At 28.0% G+C, this 19,611-nt stretch carries 17 protein-coding genes; 2 read left to right on the forward strand and 15 right to left on the reverse strand.

Annotation, left to right across the window (positions count from 1 at the left end; all coding sequences use genetic code 11):
* Nucleotides 1-30: 30 nt before the first annotated feature.
* The 3 genes from hemW to lepB form a co-directional block, all read right to left on the reverse strand.
* Nucleotides 31-1,155 (reverse strand): radical SAM family heme chaperone HemW, encoded by a 1,125-nt coding sequence (gene hemW / locus L6653_RS04235; protein WP_236785651.1) that lies wholly within the window; start codon nt 1,153-1,155, stop codon nt 31-33.
* A 240-nt stretch (nt 1,156-1,395) separates the two neighbouring features.
* Nucleotides 1,396-3,201 carry a translation elongation factor 4 gene (gene lepA, locus L6653_RS04240; RefSeq protein WP_236785652.1) on the reverse strand — a complete coding sequence of 602 codons (1,806 nt, stop codon included), beginning with the start codon at nt 3,199-3,201 and terminating at the stop codon, nt 1,396-1,398.
* Nucleotides 3,201-3,749: a signal peptidase I gene (gene lepB, locus L6653_RS04245; RefSeq protein WP_236785653.1), complete on the reverse strand. Its 549-nt coding sequence runs from the start codon at nt 3,747-3,749 to the stop codon at nt 3,201-3,203. The genes lepA and lepB overlap by 1 nt, the downstream gene beginning before the upstream one ends.
* Nucleotides 3,750-3,890: 141 nt before the next feature.
* Between lepB and rpsT the strand changes: the two genes are divergently transcribed.
* A complete protein-coding gene (rpsT, locus tag L6653_RS04250; RefSeq protein WP_236785654.1) occupies nt 3,891-4,157 on the forward strand; it encodes a 30S ribosomal protein S20 in 267 nt (88 codons plus the stop codon).
* A 67-nt stretch (nt 4,158-4,224) separates the two neighbouring features.
* Here rpsT and holA read toward each other — a convergent pair whose 3' ends face one another.
* Both holA and L6653_RS04260 read right to left on the reverse strand, forming a co-directional pair.
* The gene (gene holA, locus L6653_RS04255; protein WP_236785655.1) at nt 4,225-5,238 is read right to left on the reverse strand and encodes a DNA polymerase III subunit delta; all 1,014 of its coding nucleotides are present in this window, start codon (nt 5,236-5,238) and stop codon (nt 4,225-4,227) included.
* Entirely contained in the window at nt 5,235-7,415 is a 2,181-nt protein-coding gene (locus L6653_RS04260; protein ID WP_236785656.1) for a DNA internalization-related competence protein ComEC/Rec2, read from the reverse strand. Before L6653_RS04260 ends, holA begins: the two co-directional genes overlap by 4 nt.
* Before the next feature lie 54 nt (nt 7,416-7,469).
* Between L6653_RS04260 and L6653_RS04265 the strand changes: the two genes are divergently transcribed.
* On the forward strand, nt 7,470-8,216 hold the full coding sequence (locus tag L6653_RS04265; RefSeq protein ID WP_236785657.1) for an alanyl-tRNA editing protein: 747 nt from the start codon (nt 7,470-7,472) through the stop codon (nt 8,214-8,216).
* A 34-nt stretch (nt 8,217-8,250) separates the two neighbouring features.
* Here the strand turns inward: L6653_RS04265 and leuS are convergent, their stop codons facing one another.
* The 10 genes from leuS to L6653_RS04315 form a co-directional block, all read right to left on the reverse strand.
* Complete coding sequence (gene leuS, locus L6653_RS04270) at nt 8,251-10,659, reverse strand: leucine--tRNA ligase (RefSeq protein WP_236785658.1); 2,409 nt, start codon at nt 10,657-10,659, stop codon at nt 8,251-8,253.
* 9 nt (nt 10,660-10,668) lie between these two features.
* Nucleotides 10,669-12,057, reverse strand: a complete 1,389-nt coding sequence (gene asnS / locus L6653_RS04275) for an asparagine--tRNA ligase (protein WP_236785659.1) — start codon at nt 12,055-12,057, stop codon at nt 10,669-10,671.
* Nucleotides 12,038-13,369, reverse strand: coding sequence for a replication-associated recombination protein A (locus tag L6653_RS04280; RefSeq protein ID WP_236785660.1), 1,332 nt, complete (start codon nt 13,367-13,369; stop codon nt 12,038-12,040). Before L6653_RS04280 ends, asnS begins: the two co-directional genes overlap by 20 nt.
* 141 nt (nt 13,370-13,510) lie before the next feature.
* Nucleotides 13,511-13,966: a transcriptional regulator NrdR gene (gene nrdR, locus L6653_RS04285; RefSeq protein WP_236785661.1), complete on the reverse strand. Its 456-nt coding sequence runs from the start codon at nt 13,964-13,966 to the stop codon at nt 13,511-13,513.
* 1 nt (nt 13,967) lies between these two features.
* A complete protein-coding gene (gene ftsZ / locus L6653_RS04290) occupies nt 13,968-15,050 on the reverse strand; it encodes a cell division protein FtsZ (RefSeq protein WP_236785662.1) in 1,083 nt (360 codons plus the stop codon).
* Between the two features lie 33 nt (nt 15,051-15,083).
* Nucleotides 15,084-15,863, reverse strand: a complete 780-nt coding sequence (locus L6653_RS04295) for a cell division protein FtsQ/DivIB (RefSeq protein ID WP_236785663.1) — start codon at nt 15,861-15,863, stop codon at nt 15,084-15,086.
* Nucleotides 15,853-16,950, reverse strand: a complete 1,098-nt coding sequence (gene murG, locus L6653_RS04300; RefSeq protein WP_236785664.1) for an undecaprenyldiphospho-muramoylpentapeptide beta-N-acetylglucosaminyltransferase — start codon at nt 16,948-16,950, stop codon at nt 15,853-15,855. The genes L6653_RS04295 and murG overlap by 11 nt, the downstream gene beginning before the upstream one ends.
* Nucleotides 16,947-18,260, reverse strand: coding sequence for a UDP-N-acetylmuramoyl-L-alanine--D-glutamate ligase (gene murD / locus L6653_RS04305; RefSeq protein WP_236785665.1), 1,314 nt, complete (start codon nt 18,258-18,260; stop codon nt 16,947-16,949). Before murD ends, murG begins: the two co-directional genes overlap by 4 nt.
* On the reverse strand, nt 18,257-19,207 hold the full coding sequence (gene mraY / locus L6653_RS04310) for a phospho-N-acetylmuramoyl-pentapeptide-transferase (protein WP_236785666.1): 951 nt from the start codon (nt 19,205-19,207) through the stop codon (nt 18,257-18,259). The genes murD and mraY overlap by 4 nt, the downstream gene beginning before the upstream one ends.
* A gap of 5 nt (nt 19,208-19,212) precedes the next feature.
* On the reverse strand, nt 19,213-19,611 hold the full coding sequence (locus tag L6653_RS04315; RefSeq protein ID WP_236785667.1) for a septum formation initiator: 399 nt from the start codon (nt 19,609-19,611) through the stop codon (nt 19,213-19,215).

The following is a 19,611-nucleotide window of genomic DNA, read 5'->3' on the forward strand; positions in this document are numbered from 1 at the left end:
TAATATACTAGGTAAATTTCTTTTTGCAAGTTATATTATTTCAATATAAAATTCATTTGATAAATCAAAACCCTTGTGGGTAAATCTTAAATTTTGATCAATTTCAAAAAATCCTTCTCTATAAAATTTTTCAACTATTTCACTATACTTTTCTAAAAGAGAATGCCCAAAAATATTTTCAAATTCTTTTAAGTTGATTCCTTCCACTTCTCTTAATTTAAAAATTATATATTCTTTTTCTATTTCATCTTTTGAAATAAATTCCCTAAATTCTATTGGAAATTTTCCTTGATTGATTAATTTTTCATATTTAACAAAATTTTTTACATTATTATATCTTACATTTGATAAAAATCCTGACGCTCCAAGGCCAAAGGCAAGATATCCTCCTTCTGACCAATATTTTTTATTGTGGTAGGATTCAAAACCTTTTTTTGAAAAGTTAGAAATTTCATACCTATTTAGTCCCAAATCTTTTAAATATTTTTCAATATAGAAAAAAATATCTCTTTCCAAATCATCATCCATCAAATCAAGCATATTTTTCTTATACAAACTATAAAAATGTGATCCTTTTTCAAGGATTAAAGAATAATAGGATAAATGTTCTGGATTTATTTTTTTTATTATCTCCAAATCATTTTTTATAGAATCAAAATTTCCACCCGGCAGATTTAAAATCATATCTAAAGAAAGATTATCAAAACCTGCTTTTCTTATATTTTCTATATCTTTTAGGACAATTTCCTTGTTATGGTCTCTGCCAATTTTCTTTAAAACTTCATCATCAAAGGATTGAACTCCAAGTGAAATTCTGTTTATCCCCAATTTTTTGTAGGCTTTTAATTTTTCCAAGGTCAAAGAATTTGGGTTTGCCTCGATTGTAAATTCTTTAACCTTACTTAAATCAAATTTTTTTAGCAAATCTACAATCTCTTCTATATATTTATGGTCAATGTAGGTCGGAGTTCCTCCACCAATATAAATTGAATCGACTTCTACTTCCATATTTTTTTGATATAAGATTATTTCTTTTTTTAAATTTTCAAAATAAGGATCAATCCAAGATTCTAAATTTGGAAAGGCTGTAAAATCGCAATAAAAACATTTTTTCTTACAAAAAGGTATGTGAATATAGATTCCAATTTTTTCCATATCTACTCCTTAAATTTTTGCAAATAAAAAGTTAGGATTTATCCTAACTTAGACTGTCGACAAACTAAAACTTTTCCCATTTCGACCGAGTGAAACGAGCGGAGAAATCTCATGGGATCTCTCCATGCGTTCGTTTCACTCACTTAGTCGAGATGGTACATAGATTAATTTTTATTTTAAAATAAAATATTATATACTTTCAAACTTTGTCTACGCTTTAGCTAGGACTTATCCTAACTTTTATTCATCATCATATTTCAATACAGCAAGGAAGGCATCTTGTGGGATTTGTACGCTTCCTAATTGTCTCATTCTCTTCTTTCCTTCTTTTTGTTTTTCTAGAAGTTTTTTCTTTCTTGATATATCTCCACCGTAACATTTTGCAATTACATCTTTTCTCAATGCTCTTACAGTTTCTCTTGCTATAACTTTTGAGTCGATTGTAGCTTGAATTGGAATTGCAAATTGTTGTCTTGGAATTTGGTCTTTTAATTTTTCAACAATTGATCTTCCCCTAGCATAGGCAAAATCTTTGTGAACAATTGTAGATAAAGCATCAACCTTATCTTCATTTATTTTTATATCAAGTTTTATTAAATTACTTTCTTCATAATCTACAACTTCATAATCCAAAGAAGCATATCCTTTTGATCTTGATTTTAAAGAATCAAAAAAGTTATAAATTACTTCGTTTAAAGGAATTTTATATTTAATTATAACCCTATTTTCATCCATATAGGACATATCAATTAGCTCGCCCCTTCTTGATTGAGCAAGTTCCATCACTGGTCCTATATATTCTTTTGGTGTCATAATTTCAGAAATTGTTATTGGTTCTTTTACATAATCTATTTCTGATGGTGGTGGAAAATCGTTAGGATTTTCTAATTTTTGCTCTTCGTGACCCTTTGTTTTTACCCTATAAATTACTGAAGGTGCTGTGGCAATAATATCCAAATCATATTCTCTTTCAAGTCTTTCAGTAATAATATCCATATGCAAAAGTCCCAAAAATCCACATCTTAATCCAACGCCGAGGGCTTGAGAATTTTCTTGTTCAAAAACTAAAGATGCATCATTAACTTGAAGTTTTTCCAAAGAATCTTTTAATTTGTTGTATGATTCGCCTTCCGCTGGATAAATTCCTGAATAAACCATAGGCAAAACTTCCTTGTAACCTGAAAGGGCTTTTTGTGTTGGATTATTTTTTAAGGTTATTGTATCACCAACTCTAGCATTTCTAATATCTTTAATGCTTGCTTCAATAAATCCTACATCACCACTTTTTAATTCTTTGGTTTCAATCCTATTTTTCATAGTATAACCAACGCCTGTTACTTCGTAGGATTTTCCACTTGCCATCATCAAAATTTCATCGCCTGCTTTTACACTTCCTTCAAAAATTCTGACATAGCAAATTACTCCCCTGTAGGAGTCATAATACGAATCAAAAATTAAAGCCTTGAGCGGTTTATCATCATGATCTTCTGGAGCTGGAACATTTTCTATAATATCTTCTAAAACATCTTCAATATTTAGACCAGTTTTTGCTGAAATTAATGGAATATTTTCTGTATCAAGTCCTATTTGATGTTCTATTTCCTCTTTCGTTTCATCAACTCTTGCACTTGGAAGGTCAATTTTATTTAGAACTGGCAAAATTTCCAAATCTTGTTCAAGAGCAAGGTAAGTATTTGCTAAAGTTTGAGCTTCAACTCCTTGGGAAGCATCAACAACCAAAATTGCCCCCTCACAAGCTTTAAGTGATCTTGAAACTTCATAGGTAAAGTCAACATGGCCTGGTGTGTCAATTAAATTTAAATCATAAATCTTTCCATCTTTGGCCTTATATTTTAACTTTACAGATTTTAACTTTATGGTAATTCCTCTTTCTTGCTCAAGCTCCATGCTATCTAACATTTGATCATTTATTTCTCTTTTAGCAACAGACTGAGTTTTTTCTATAAGCCTATCTGCAAGAGTAGATTTTCCATGGTCAATGTGAGCAATAATTGAAAAATTTCTTATATTTTCTTTTTTCTTCATTATCTATTTTCCTTATCTACAAATCCTATATCATAAATTGGGAAAAATCTTAAAAAAGCGTGTCCAACTATTTTTTCTTCTGAAATCGGTCCAAAATTTCTAGAATCATTACTTGCATTTGGAAGCCTATTATCTCCCATAACAAAATACTCCCCATCTTTAACTTCCCATGAAGAATTTTCATTTGTCGTTAGAGTTTCTTCGCTATTTATATAATTTTCCTCATAAATTTCGCCATTAACATATACGTTGCCATTTTTTACTTCAATATTATCTCCAGGCATGCCTACAATTCTTTTTATATATAAAGTATCTTCTTGGTCAGGAGCTTCTATTATTACAATATCTGCCCTATTGTAGCCTTTAAAATGTTTTGAAACTTTATCAACAAATAACATATCGCCACTATGTAATGTATTTAACATAGAATTTCCTTCAACTTTTGTAGCATCCATTATAAAAATTTTAATAAAAAATGCAATGATTAATGCAAAAAGTATAGTCTTTATCCAATCAAGAAATTCCAAATCATTAGTTTTTTCTGTCATATCACACCTCTCTCATTTTATAATTATAAACGAATATTACAAAAGTTCCAAATATTTTAAGATTTATTATTTTATAAAGATTTGTAATAATTATAGTTTTATGGTAAAATAAATCAGTCGATATAAATTGGGGGTGAAAAAATGGCAAACATTAAATCAGCTATAAAAAGAATTGATGTAACTAGAAAACAAACTGCTAGAAATAAATCAGCAAAATCTGAAATAAAAACTTACGTTAAAAAATTTGAAGAAGCTATTGAAAATAATGATAGCGAAAAAGCTAATGAACTTTTCAAAACTGTTGATAAAAAAGTAAAACAAGCAGCAGCTAAAAACATAATTCACAAAAATCAAGCTAGTAGAACAACTTCAAGATTAGCTAAAAAATTAAATTCATTAAACGCTTAATTTTTAATCGGTTCATTCAAACTTGCGACTTAGGAAAGTCGCCAAGATTAGAATGAGTCGATTTTTTTTATTTATAAAATTTTTCAATAAAGATAAGCATATTTAAATTCATATCAAAGTCTTGGCTTTTTTGTTTCAAATCGCATTGATATAAAAAATCTTGCAAATCAAATAATTCATCCAAAGAAAAATTTCCGATAAAACCCTTGTCTTTTCTAAGCTCAAAACTTGAAATTCCAAGAGATTTTTGTATAAAAGCATCATTATAAGAATCTTTTAATAAAATTTTTATTCCGATTAAATTTCTAATGTGTCTTACTAGCATATAGAAAATTTTAAATATTTCATCCATATCCTTTGCCATAAATAAATATGTGTTCATAGCAGTTTTTGTATCCCTTTTTGACAGAGCATCTGTGAGATTAAAAATATTTAAATCTAAAACTTGGTCTAATTGGTCGTGAACATCTTCCAATAAAACCTCGCTTTTATCGGAATTTGCAATAATTTTATCCACTGTATTTACAACCTCATAAAGGTCGATTTGCGAATTTTTATTTAAATATGAAAACCTATCAATAATTTCATTTATATAAGATTTTTTTATTTTTTTATTATTTTTTACAAATCTTTTTCCAATAAAAGAAACAAGCTCATTATTATTTAGCCTATCGATTTCTACAATATTTCCATTTTTCTTGATTGCCTTGTAAAATTTTCCTTTAAATACACTTTCATCAGATATTATTATAAATGTCAAAAAATCTGCTAAATTTTCTATATCTTCAATAATCAAATTACAAATTTCCTCATAATCTTTTATATTATTTTTAGATAAGTCGATATTTCTCCAAATCACAACTTTTTTATCTTCCATTATTGGATAGGTATCAATGGCAGTTTTTATGTCCTCAAGGCTTTTTTTGCCCTTAATTTCTATATAATTAAAGTCAGGAAAAGAAATTAAATCCTTTGCTTGATCTATAATTGTTTCTTTTAGATATTCTTCTTTTGAATCAATTAGATAAATTCCCTTGCTTTTTTTTGAAAAAAGTTCAGCCATAAATTCCTTATAATTCATCTAAAAAATCCTCCTTTCACATATTTTTTTACCTTAAATGAATTTTTATAAAATTCTATCTTACAATATCCATCTTTTTGAGTATTGTATATTTTAACATTTTTCAAATTATCTAAGACTTCTTTTGATGGGTGTCCATAAGTATTTTTTCTTCCAGCTGAAATTAAAGCAACTTGTGGATTTGTTTTATTTACAAAATCCTTTGAAGTTGAAAATCTTGAACCATGATGGGATACTTTTAAAATATCAATATCTCTTGCTACTTTTTGTTCATACTCCATCGGCAAATCACCCATAGTCAAAATTTTAAAATTATTTATCCTAATTAAAAGAGGCATAGAATTAGAATTTTCATCTCCATTAAAATTTTCTAAACATTCAACGCTAAAATTTTTTCCCTTATAAATATTTCCCTCTTTCATTTCCAAAAATTTATAATTTTTACCTAAGTTTTTATTATACTTATTTGAAATTATTACTCCAAGGTCAAATTCCCTATTTAATTCATCCAAAGCACCCATATGGTCTCGGTCTTCATGCGAAATAAAAGCTGCCTTGATTTTTTTTACACCTCTTGCTTTTAAATAAGGAAGGGCAATTTTTTCTGCAGATGAATAGTTTTTATAAGAAACTTCTCCACAATCAAATAAATAAAAATCACCCTTATCTTCTAAAACAAAAAAATCCCCCTGCCCTACATCTAGCATTTGATAAGAAATAGGCTTATTTTTATCCTTTACTATAGAAAAAATAAGTATAAGCATTGAAGTTATAAGAAATTTTTTCGATCTTAATTTTTTATTTTTAAATTTTACAAGAATAAATAAAAGTATCAAATAATAAAAGCTAATTAAAATTGATTCTTTGGGAAAATCTATACCAAAAATCGTAAAAGCATTTAAAAATCTACTGACATTTAAGATAGATTTTATCAAAAAATCCAAAATAATAAAAAAAATGGACAAAAATCCACCAATAAGTGGATAGAGAAAAATTATTGCAAATATTATGTACAAGGCTATTGAAAAAATTGGAACTATTACAAAGTTTGCAAAAAAACTAAGCAAATTTATATAGCCATAATAATAAATTATATGAAAAGCCAAAGTAATTTGTAAAATTCCTATAAAAATCATATATTTTTTCAAATAAGAATACTTTTTTCCTCTGATAAGCTTTGGATAAATTACATAAATTGCATAGCCAGCTAAAAATGAAAGAAAAAATCCTGCATTAAAGATTGCAAAAGGATTTATAAATAAAATAATTAGCATGGCAAGGATTAAATTTTTTTCCATGTCTTTTCCCTTTTTAAATAAAAATGCCAAAAAAGAAAGGCTATAAATAATTAAAACTCTCAAAACTGAAAAAGGAAAAGATATTAGATAAGCATAAAATAGACAAAAAGCCAAGGATATAGGGTAGGCTAATTTATAAGAAATTTTTGACCTTATTAATAAAAATAAAATCAAAGTCATAAGAAGGTCAATATGAAGACCTGAAATTGCCAAAATATGAGCTAGACCTAATTTTGAAAGATCATCCCTATTTTCAAATTTTTCTGAAAGTATAACAGCTTTTACAAAAGAAAAAGATTCCTTGGATAAATTTTTCCCAAAAATTTTATTAATATAAGCCCTAAAATTTCTTTTTATATTCAAAAAAATAGAAGAAGATTGTCCCAATTTTTTATATGATTTTATATCAAGTTTAGTTTTGATTTTTTTAGAAAGTAAATATTTTCTATAAGAAAATAAAAAGGGATTGGTATTAGAATTTGGCCAAGAAATATCACAATTTGCCCTTATCCTATCTCCAATTTCAAAATTTTTATCAGAAATAAAAGAAGATTTCTCCTCTATATTTTCAATCTTATTTGTAGCTTTCACATAATAGGTATAAGAATCCTTATTTTTTATTTTGTCATGTACAGTTAAATTCAAATCCAAATTTTCGTAACTATCAAGCTTATAAGAAGAAAAAGAAAAAAACGCAATAAAAATCCCCAAGGAGAAACCAAAAAATAAAAAAGAAAGGGAAGATTTTTTTAATAACAATAAAATTCCACATACAAATAAGCCTATAATCACAAATAAAAAATTATAAGCCTCAAAATATGTAAAAATTCCAATTCCTGAAATTAATGAAATAAGTAAAAAAAATAGCTTTTTTCTCATAAGATTCTCCCAATATGATTATAACATATGATATAATGATTTAGAGGTAATTTTATGAAAGATTTGCTATACATTAGTCATCCACATATAAATCAAATAAGTGCAAAGATTGTAAAAAGAAAATATGAAGATGAGAATACAAAGATTATTTTGGATAGGAGCATTTTTATGCCGAATTCTTCCTATTTATTGGACGAAAATCCAAAAATTTCTGAAAATGATCTTTTGGATGTTGAATTTATAAACGGAAATTTGGTCCATACAATAAAAAATAAACCCCAAAAATCTTCTGTAGAGCTTTATATAGACAAGGAAAAAAGAGAAAAAAACTTAAGTTATAACACAGCTTATTACATCTTCAAGTCGCTTTTTTATAGATTTTATAATACAGATAAATTAAAGTTAAAAATCAAAAAATCTCATGGACAAATAGAAATTTCTAATTTTTATGAGGACTTTGATTCTGATGGTTTTTTGAAAATTTTTAATAAAATAATAGATTTGGGATTAAAAATAAATAAGAACAAAGATTTTGTTTGGATAAATGGCTTTGATAAATTTGAAAATTCTGGAGTTTATTTAAATAACACTAAATACCTAGAGGGAATTTTTATTTCTTCAGTTGAACAAATTGAAAAAAATCTATTTATTGATTTTATTACAGGTAATGACTATAAAAATTTCACAAAAAACAATATAAATCTTATTGAAAATATTAAGAATATATCACTTGAAGAAATTACTTCTTCTGAAAAAATTAGAAAAATAATTTCAATAATTCAAAAATCTAGACATATTTAAAAGGCCCTTGCAACAATTTGCAAGAGCCTTATTTTTATTTTACAAGTAAATTCAATATTTTTCCTGGTACGTATATTACCTTAAATATATTTTTACCGTCTATATATTTTTGTATATTTTGATCATTTTCTGCACTTGTTACTGCATCTTCTTGATCAGCATCTTTTGAAATTTTTATTGTAGCCCTAACTTTTCCGTTTACTTGAACAGGAAGTTCTATTGAATCATATTCAAGTTTACTTTTATCATAAGTTGGCCAGCTTGCTTCATTCAATTCACCTTCAAAACCAATTTCTTCCCACAATTCTTCTGTCAAGTGAGGAGCAACAGGATTTAATAAAATTAAATATGTTTTGAAATCTTTTTTGGTAATTTTCCCAATATTTCTCATCTCATTTAATAAGGACATAAGAGCGGCTATAGCTGTGTTATATTTTAAAGATTCATAATCATCAGTTACTTTTTTAATTGTTTGGTTAATTAAAATTTCGATTTCTTTTGTGTAAGAATCTCCATCCTCAACTAAATCATAAAGATTAAACACTCTTTCCAAATATTTTCTACAACCTTTTACACCCTCATCTGACCATGGAGCTGTAGACCTAAAATCTCCAATAAACATTTCATAACATCTTAGAGTATCTGCCCCATAATCCCTTACAATATCATCAGGATTTACAACATTTCCTCTTGATTTTGACATTTTTTGATGGTCTTCTCCCAAAATCATTCCGTGAGAAGTTCTTTTTAGATATGGTTCTTTTGTAGGAACTTTTCCTATATCATACAAAAATTTGTGCCAAAATCTTGAATACAATAAGTGAAGGGTTGTATGTTCCATTCCACCATTGTACCAATCAACTGGTGTGTAATAATCTAAACTTTCTTTGCTTGCAAAATCTTCATTATTATTTGGATCTGTATATCTTAAATAATACCAAGAAGATCCAGCCCATTGTGGCATGGTGTCAGTTTCTCTTTTTGCTGGCTTTCCACAAATTGGACATTTTGTATTTATAAATTCATCAATTTTTGAAAGTGGACTTTCTCCATCATCAGTTACTTCATAAGATTCAACATCTGGTAATTCTATTGGTAAATTTTCTTCCTTTTCTTGAACCCATCCATGTTCTTCACAATAAATCATTGGGATTGGTTCTCCCCAATATCTTTGTCTAGAAAATACCCAATCTCTTAATTTATAATTTGTTTTTGCAGAACCAATATTTTTTTCTTCTACAAATTCTATCATTTTCTTTTTAGCATCTTCTACGGATAAACCATTTAGAAAATCTGAATTTATCAAAAGTCCCTTGTCAATTGAAGTAGTTGGTAAATCTTCATCTCCTGTATCAATTACAGGAATAATTGGCATATCAAATTTTTGTGCAAATTCAAAATCTCTCTCGTCGTGTGCAGGAACTGCCATTATAGCCCCAGTTCCATAAGAAATTAAAACATAATCTGAAATCCAAATTGGAATTTCTTTTCCATTTACAGGATTTATTGCAGAAATTCCATCAAGCATTACACCAGTTTTTTCCTTTGTAAGCTCACTTCTTTCAAAATCAGATTTTTTCTTGGCAAAATCTTGATATTCTTTTACATCATCTAAATTTTTAATTTCATCTTTAAATTTTTCAAGCATTGGATGCTCTGGTGCAATTACCATATAAGTTGCACCAAAAATTGTATCAGGTCTTGTTGTGTAGACATTTAATTTATAATCTTTATCCTTTAAAGAAAAGTTTATTTCTGCCCCGTGGCTTCTGCCTATCCAATTTTTTTGTTGAGTTTTGATTTTTTCTTCATAATCAACTTCATCCAAATCATCAATAAGTCTATCAGCATATTCTGTAATTTTTAGCATCCATTGATTTTTAACTTTATGAGTAACTTCAGACCCACATCTTTCACATTTTCCATCAACAACTTCCTCATTAGCAAGACCAACCTTACAAGATGGACACCAGTTTACTGGCATTTCTTTTTTATAAGCAAGTCCATTTTTATATAATTGAATGAAAATCCATTGAGTCCATTTATAGTAGTTTGGATCTGTAGTATTTACTTCTTTGGACCAATCAAATGAAAATCCAATTGATTTCATTTGAGCCTTGAAATTTTTAATATTATCCCTAGTTACAATTGCAGGATGGATATGATTTTTTATAGCATAATTTTCTGTAGGAAGCCCAAACGCATCCCAGCCCATTGGATAAATTACATTTTCGCCTTGAAGTCTTCTTTTTCTCGCAACAATATCCAAAGCTGTGTATGGTCTTGGGTGACCAACGTGAAGTCCTTGACCTGATGGGTAAGGAAATTCTACAAGTGGGTAGAATTTTTTCTTATTTTTATCAATTTCTGATTTAAAAGTTTCATTTTCATCCCATTTTTCTTGCCATTTTTTTTCAATGGCATTTGGATTATATTCTCTCATAATTTCTCCTTAGTTTTTTGATGCAAAAGACTTTACTGTTCTTGGATAAGGGATTACATCACGGATATTTTTCATTCCAGTTAAATACATAACAGCTCTTTCAAATCCAAGACCGTATCCTGAGTGAACAACACTTCCATATTTTCTTAAATCTAGATAATTTTGATAATCTTCAATTTTTAGACCATTATCTTCCATGGATTTTACAAGTTCGTCGTATCTTTCTTCCCTTTGGCTTCCACCTATTAATTCACCAACAGCTGGAACCAACATATCAAATGCTGCAACAGTTTTTCCATCTTCATTTCTTCTCATATAAAATGCCTTAATATCTTTTGGATAGTCTGTTACAAATACTGGACCATCAACTATTTTTTCAGATAAATATCTTTCATGTTCAGTTTGAAGATCCATTCCCCATTTTACAGGATATTCAAAATCTACATCAGCTTCTTGTAATTTTTCAATAGCATCAGTATAAGTAATTCTTGCAAAATTTGCATCTTTAACTTTTGTAAGTCTTTCAATTAAAGTATTATCAACTCTTTCATTGAAAAATTCAATCTCATCCTTACAATTTTCTAAAACATATTCAATCATATATTTCATCATCTCTTCAGCCACATCCATACAAACATTATAGTCTGCAAAGGCAAGTTCAGGTTCAAGCATCCAAAATTCTGCAGCATGTCTTGGTGTGTTTGACTCTTCAGCCCTAAATGTTGGACCGAAAGTATAGATATTTGATAAAGCAAGGGCATAATCTTCAGCTTCAAGTTGTCCTGAAACTGTTAAATAAGATTTTTTGCCAAAGAAATCTTTAGAAAAGTCAACTTTTCCCTTTTCATCAAGATCTGGTTTTTCTAAGTTTTGTGTTGTTACTTGAAACATTTCTCCAGCACCTTCTGTATCAGATGCAGTAATTAGTGGAGCGTTTAGATAAATAAATCCTTTTTCTTGGAAAAATTTATGAAGAACAAAAGCAAGTTTTGATCTTAATCTAAATACGGCCCTATAAGTATTTGTTCTAACCCTAAGATGAGGAATAGTTCTCATATATTCAAGAGATTGTTTTTGTTTTTGAATTGGAAATTTCTCATCACTGTGACCTAAAACTTCTACAGATTTTGCTTGAAGTTCATAAGCTTGTTTTGCATTATTTGTTTTTACTAGAATTCCTTTGATTTTTAATGATGCTGAAAGATGTTCTTTTTGTAAATCTTCAAAATTTTCTAAATCTTTTCCAACAACAATTTGTAAATTTTTAAAAATTGTTCCATCATTTAGTTCAATAAAACCTACATTTTTTGTAAATCTTGCTTGTCTAATCCAGCCTTCGACTGTAATTTCTTGGTCAATGTATTTTTCAACATCTTTTTTAATCTCTAATAATTTCATCCTTATTTCCTCTCTTAATTTTTTCTAAATTTTCATTAAGTATTTTTTCATAACCTATATCTTTTGACTTATAAAACTTTTCATTTAAAAATCCATCCGGAAGATAATCTTGATCAACATATCCGTTATAATCGTGTGGGTACAAATAGGTATCCTTAACAAGATTTTTACTTTCCTTATAATGAGTATCTTTAAGTTTATTAGGAACTTCAAGATCTCTTTCATTTTTTACAAAATCCATTGCCTTATTTATAGCAAGATAAGTAGAATTATTTTTCTTTGCCAAAGACAAATAAATACAAGTCTCGGCCAAAATAATCCTAGCTTCTGGCATTCCTACAGTATTTATTGCAGTAAAAGTATTTGTAGCAAGGCTTAAAGCATAGGGATCTGCAAGAGAAATATCTTCCGATGCAAATATAATCATACTTCTTGCAATAAATTTAATATCTTCACCGCTATTTAACATTTTTGCCAAATAATAAACAGCTGCATCAGGATCTGATCCTCTCATGGATTTTATAAAGGCAGATATTGTATCATAGTGTCTATCTCCATTTCTATCATAAATAGAAATCTTTTTTTGAATAGAATTTAAGATACTTTTTCGATCAACTTCTATTATACCTTCTTTATCATCTTGTGAAAATATCGCAATTTCCATTGCATTTAACAAGGCCCTACAATCTCCATTTGAATATTTGACAAGAGTATCTTTTGCATCATCATCTATTTTAATATTTTTATTTTGCAAAACCCTATCTTTTGTCAAAGCCATATCAATTAGTCTATATAAATCTTTATCTGTATGAGCTTTTAATTCAAAAACATACATTCTAGATATTAAAGCCTTATTTACTTCAAAATACGGATTTTCTGTTGTTGCTCCAATTAAAATAATTGTAGAATCTTCTACAAAAGGCAAAAGATAATCTTGTTGGCTTTTATTAAACCTATGAATCTCGTCTATAAATAAGATTGTTTTTTTATTTTCAAATTTTAAATTGTCTTTTGCAATTTCAATTTTTTTCTTTAAATCATTAATTCCACTTGCAACTGCTGAAACTTTTTCGAAAGCCATATTGGTAGAATTTGAAATAATTTTAGCAAGAGTTGTTTTTCCAACTCCTGGAGGTCCATAAAAAATAGAAGAATAAATCCTATCAGATTTTATCATTCTTCTTATAATTTTACCTTCTCCAAGCAGATGATCTTGGCCTAAAAAATCTTCAATTTTTTCAGGTCGCATCCTATCCGCTAAGGGAGCAGATTTTTCTAATTGTCTTTGTTTATTTAATTCAAATAGATCCATTTTATCCAATCTTTCAAAAAAAGGACTAATGCTTATGACAAAATCAAAATACAAAGAAAATTTAAAGTTTTAATAAAATATTAAAGTTTTAATTTTCTGATTTTTTGATTTTATCAATTTTACGCAAAAGCCCTAAATTCCCTAATTTTTTTCTTTTAAATTTTTAATTTCTTTATAAAAACTTTCAACATCTTTAAATTCCCTATAGACTGATGCAAATCTCACATAAGCTACAGGATCTAATTTTTTTAGATGTTCCATGACAAATTTCCCAATGGTAGTGGATGATACTTCTTTTTTACCAATATGATTTATAGAAACTTCAACTTGATCAGCTATTTTTTCAATTTCTTCCATACTTACCGGTCTTTTCTCGCAAGATTTTACTATTCCACTAATAAGTTTTGACCTATCGAAAGATTCTCTGGTGTTGTCTTTTTTTACAACCATCAATGTTTGATCTTCATACCTTTCGTATGTTGAAAATCTTTTATTACAAGTTTGGCAAAGCCTTCTTCTTCTTATAGCATGATTATCTTCTGTTGCTCTAGAATCTATAACTTTTGTATCATTTGAGTCACAATATGGACACTTCATTTTATTTTAAGAAGTCTGGAAGATCTATATCGTCAAATGGATTTGAAGATTTTTGACTTCTTTGTGCTGGTCTTTGACTTGCACCTTGTGAAGGTCTTCTAGTTTCTATTACTTCTCTTCTTTGGTTATCTTGGTCAAAACCAGTAGCTATTACTGTGATTTTAATATCATCACCTAATGATTCATCGCTTCCTACACCAAATATAATGTTAGCATCTGAATCAATGTGTTCTCTGATTAATTCTGCTGCTTCATTAGCCTCCATTAGACCAACTTCTGCTGCTGTTACATTTAATAAAACAGCGTTAGCTCCTTCGATTGATGTTTCAAGAAGTGGAGAGTTTACTGCAGCTTTTGCAGCATCTACAGCTCTATTTTCACCGCTTGCTCTACCAATTCCCATGTGAGCGATTCCTTGATCAGACATAATAGATTTAACATCAGCAAAATCAAGGTTAATAACATTTGGTATAGCTATAAGTTCAGAAATACCACTTACAGCATCCATAAGTACTTGGTCAGCCATCTTAAATGCATCTACCATTGATGTTCTTTTTTCTACAATTTGTAAAAGTCTATCGTTAGGAATTGTAATTAATGTATCAACGCTTTCTTTTAAAGCTTCTATTCCACCTTCTGCAGATGTTTGTCTTTTTCTTCCTTCAAATGTAAAAGGACGAGTTACAACACCTACTGTAAGTATTCCTTGTTCTTTTGCTTTTCTTGCTACAACAGGGGCTGCTCCAGTACCAGTTCCACCACCCATTCCGGCAGTGATAAATACCATGTCTGCTCCCTTGAGTGATTCATCAATTTCTGATTCACTTTCTTCAGCAGCTTTTTCACCAATTTCAGGATTAGCTCCAGCTCCAAGTCCTCTTGTAAGCTTTGCACCAATTTGTAATTTTATGTCAGCATTTGCTTCATTTAAAGTTTGAAGGTCTGTATTTAGTGCTATAAATTCTACTCCAGAAAGGCCGCCCTCTCTCATCCTACTTATAGCATTATTTCCACCTCCACCAACTCCAATTACTTTTATTTTGGCTAAGGCGTTATTTTCTACTTCCATATTAATATTTGCCATCTTCCTCCCCCGTTTCATTAAGAATAATATTTTTTAATTATTTTCATCTTTTTCGTCAAGACTTTTTTCTTCAACTTCAACTACTGGATTCTTACCTTTATCAAAACTTATAGAATAAGCTTTTAATTTCTTATTTTCTATATCTTGTAAAACTGAATCAAGCAATTTAAGTTTATAATCATAATTTTTTAAATCTCCGAAATTAATCTGAATATCATTTATTATTATACCAATTTCATGATAGTTTTCCAAGTTAATTTCTTTTATGTCTTTAGCATATTTTAGCTTTTGTAGTGATTCAACAAATTTAATTATATTTTTATCATTACTAAATTTTTTTCCTATTTGTGGTTTACTTTTTAAACCCTTTATTTTTAATAAAGAATCATTTTCAACTTTTGAAGTTTTATCCAATACTTTTCCTGTATTTGCAATCAAATAATTGTCTTTTTTATAGCGTGCAAGCATATAAGGATATTCTTCTTTTACTTTGACAGTTATTTTATCAGGCCATTTTTTTTCTATTAAAACACTTTTTATAAGCTCTTCTTTTTCAAGATTTTCTATGCCTTCTTTTTCGTCATATAAAATTATATTTGTTCCCATAGGGCTATTTAATTTATCTAATATTCTCTCTTTTGTTAAAATCTTATTTCCCTTTATATAAACCTGAGAAATTTTATAATAATCGTGATTAAATAAATTAAATACTAAAATTAAACCAATAATAAATAATAAAAATATCACATAAAAGGGTGTAAAAACTTTCTTTTTTCTTTTTAATTTTTTTCTTTTCCTATTTTTATTTTTCATTATCTATTCCCATCAATTTTTTTATAAGATTAAAAATATCATCACTAGCATGTGGATTTTGTAAAAGAGATGCTTTTTCTCCCATATCTTTTAATTTTTCTTTATCTTCTACTATATTTAATATGTTATCGTAAAGAATTTTTCCGTTTAATTCTTTTTCCAAAATCATAGAGCATGCACCTTTATCAAGATATGATCTTGCATTATACTCTTGGTGATTTTCAGTTGTGTAGGCTTTCGGAATTAAAATTGAGGCTTTTTTTAGATTTGAAATTTCACTTAAACTCATTGCACCTGATGAGGCTATTACTAGATCGCTTACTGCATAAAATAAATCTATGTTATCAATATATGAAAATGCCTTTATATATTGATTTTCTTTGGTATTTTTTATAAAATCATCGTAATTCTTTAAGCCTGTTTGGTGTAGAAGATAAAATTTTCCATCCATAAAATCACTCATTTTACTTACAGCTTCATTTAAAATTTTAGATCCATTTGATCCACCAAAAGAAAATACTACTGGTCTATCTTTTTTTATGCCAAGTTTTTTTAAATCTTCTTGACTATAGGTTGTATTAAAACTTGTTCTTACTGGATTTCCTGTAATATATACATTGTCTTGATTTTTCAAATGTTTTTTAGCCTCTTCAAAAGATATACATACAAGATCAACTTTGTTTGATAAAAACCTTGTTGTAACACCAGGGAAAGAATTTGATTCGTGAATTAAAGTTTTTACATGTTTTCTACTTGCTTGGTAAAGAATTGGAGCACAAACATATCCACCTGTTCCTATAACAAGGTCAGGTTTAAACTCTTTTATTATTTTTTTTGCTTCATTAAATCCCTTAAAATTTGTAAAAAGAGATTTAAAGAGTCTTTTAGAAATTTTTCTTGGAAGGCCCATAGCTTCTATTGCTTTAAATTGATAGCCATATTTTTTAACTATTCTTTTTTCTGGTCCATCATCTAGGCCAACATATAAAATTTCTAAATTTTCTATTTCTTCTTCTAATTTTTGGCACATGGCTATGGCGGGATATATGTGTCCACCTGTTCCACCGCCTGATACTATAACTTTCATATATTTTCCTTTTCTAAAACTCTATTTTTATAGTCATCTCCTCTTTGCATATAATTATCATACATTCCCCAACTTGCACTTGCAGGTGATAATAAAACTGTATCGAAATCTTTCATAATTTCAAAAGATTTATTAACAGCTTCATTCATGTCTTCTACCATATAATAATTAATTTTATATTTTTTACAAAGATTTTCTAAAATCCCCTTGGTTTGACCCAATAAAATCATAGCCTTAATCTTTCCTTTAGAATTTTCAAATAAAGGTGAATAATCAATTTTTTTGTCATAACCACCAGCTATTAAAATAATGTTTTTATCAAAACTATTAACTGCCTTTATGGCACTATCCACATTTGTGGCCTTTGAATCATTAAAAAACGAAACATTTTTTATTTTTTTTACAAATTCAAGCCTATGGCTGATTGCCTTAAATGTTTTTGTGTGTTTGATGATTTCATCTAAATCAAGACCAAACAAATAGAGGCAAAGAATTGCACATGATGCGTTCAATAAATTGTGATCTCCTACAATTTTTAAGTCTTCTCTTTTTAATAAGAATATTTCTTTTTCATCTTTTAAATAAAGACTATCATTTTTTAAGTAAATTCCTCTTTGAACTTCTTCTTTAATAGAAAATTCATAAATTTTTCCCTTAAATTTATCTTTATTTTTTCTTAAAATTTCATCATCATGGTTAATAACTAAAAAGTCATTCTCATCTTGGTTTATGGCAAGTTTTAATTTATCTTCAATATAGTTTTCAAATGAACCGTGCCAGTCAATGTGGTCTGGACTTATATTTAAAATTCCACCTATGTGTGGTTTGAAATATTTGGTGTTATGAAGTTGAAATGATGAAATTTCTTCAACAAAAACTCCTTCATTATTTTGCATTTGCCAAAGAATTCCTTCTCCAATATTTCCAACACTAATAGCTTTTTTCCCACTTTCATTTAAAACATAAGTAATAAGGGAAGTAGTTGTGGTTTTCCCATTTGTTCCTGTAATGGCAATTGTTTTTTTGTCATTAAATATTCTTTGTGATAATTCAATATCTGTAATTATTTCGTTATTTTTTTCTAGAATTTTAATTATTTCATCATCTGGTCTTATGCCAGGGGATTTAACTACAAAATCATATTTGTCTTCAATTTTTACATCAGAAATAGGGCTATAATTATAGCCCTCTAATCTTTCGTCATTAATTTTATTTTTATCAAAAGTATAGACTTTAAAACCTAATTTATCCAAAGTCTTAACTGTTGATATTCCTGTAATTCCTAATCCATATACTAAAACTTTTTTCATAATACTGCCAGTAAAGTAATCAAAGATAAAATCACTGATACTATTGTGAAACCAGTAACTATTTTTGGTTCTTTGTATCCTTTCAATTCAAAATGATGGTGGATTGGAGTCATTAAAAATATTCTCTTTTTATTTCTAAATTTATATGATGCCACTTGAATTATTACACTTAATGATTCGGCAACATAAACTCCTCCAAGAATAATCAAAAATATAGGCATCCCCATATTTATTGCAAGTCCAACTACAGCTCCACCAATTGCCATTGAACCTGTATCTCCCATAAATACACTTGCAGGGTTTGAATTATAAAATAAAAATCCTAAAACTCCTCCAAGCATAATGCTTGCAAATAGTTTATCTTCAATATTTTGGCTTAAAATTATTAAAGTCAAAAATACTGGAATAGATACTTGAGTTGAAAGCCCATCAAGACCGTCAGTCAAGTTTACCGCATTTGAAGTTCCTATCATAATAAACATCATTATTGGAATTCCTAAAATCGAAACATTTAACCTAGTATCTGTGAAAGGAATCCATAATTTTGTAATTGTTTCATTTTGGAAAATAAAACATAAAACTGCAATTACAAAAGATATTACAAGTTGAAGTATTATCTTTTGTTTTGCAGTAAGGCCTAAAGATCTTTTTAAAACTAATTTTCTAAAATCATCAATAAAACCAATTGCTCCAAATCCAAATGTTGATAATAACAATATAAAAGTTTTCATAGAAAAAGGAACAAATATCAATGTCAAAACAAGTGCCGATATTAAAAATATAATACCACCCATGGTTGGTGTACCTGCCTTTTCATAATGACTTTTTGGTCCTTCTTGTCTAATATTTTGTCCGATATGACTTGATCTTAAAATAGGAATTATAATTCTTCCCAAAATCAAAGTCAGTACCAAACTTATTAAAATAATTAAAATTGTATTTTTCATTTCTCCTACCTATCAATATTAAGATATACAACATTATCCTTATTTTCATAAATCATGCCAAGATTTTCCATCGCATATCTTTGAATTTCTTTCAAATTAACAGAATCTTCAAGGTCCTTATTTAACCTATCCCTAGTTAATTGATAAGATGTATATTGACTTTGTAATTTATTATACTCGTTTCTTCTATTATTCAATTTTATATAATTATGTATAGTAACAAAAGCCATAAATATAAAAGATAAAAATAATAAAGCTAAGACCCTAACCTTAAACTTCCTATCTTTTTTTTGAAGTTTATTACACCTAAACTTGATATCATAAGAAGTTTGATTATGCAAACTTAGCTTTAATCTTTTATTTAAATTTTTATTAACTTTTCTTTTTTTCAAAGCGCTTGCCAT

This window comes from Anaerococcus ihuae, from assembly GCF_928368155.1.
Classification (GTDB): domain Bacteria; phylum Bacillota; class Clostridia; order Tissierellales; family Peptoniphilaceae; genus Anaerococcus; species Anaerococcus ihuae.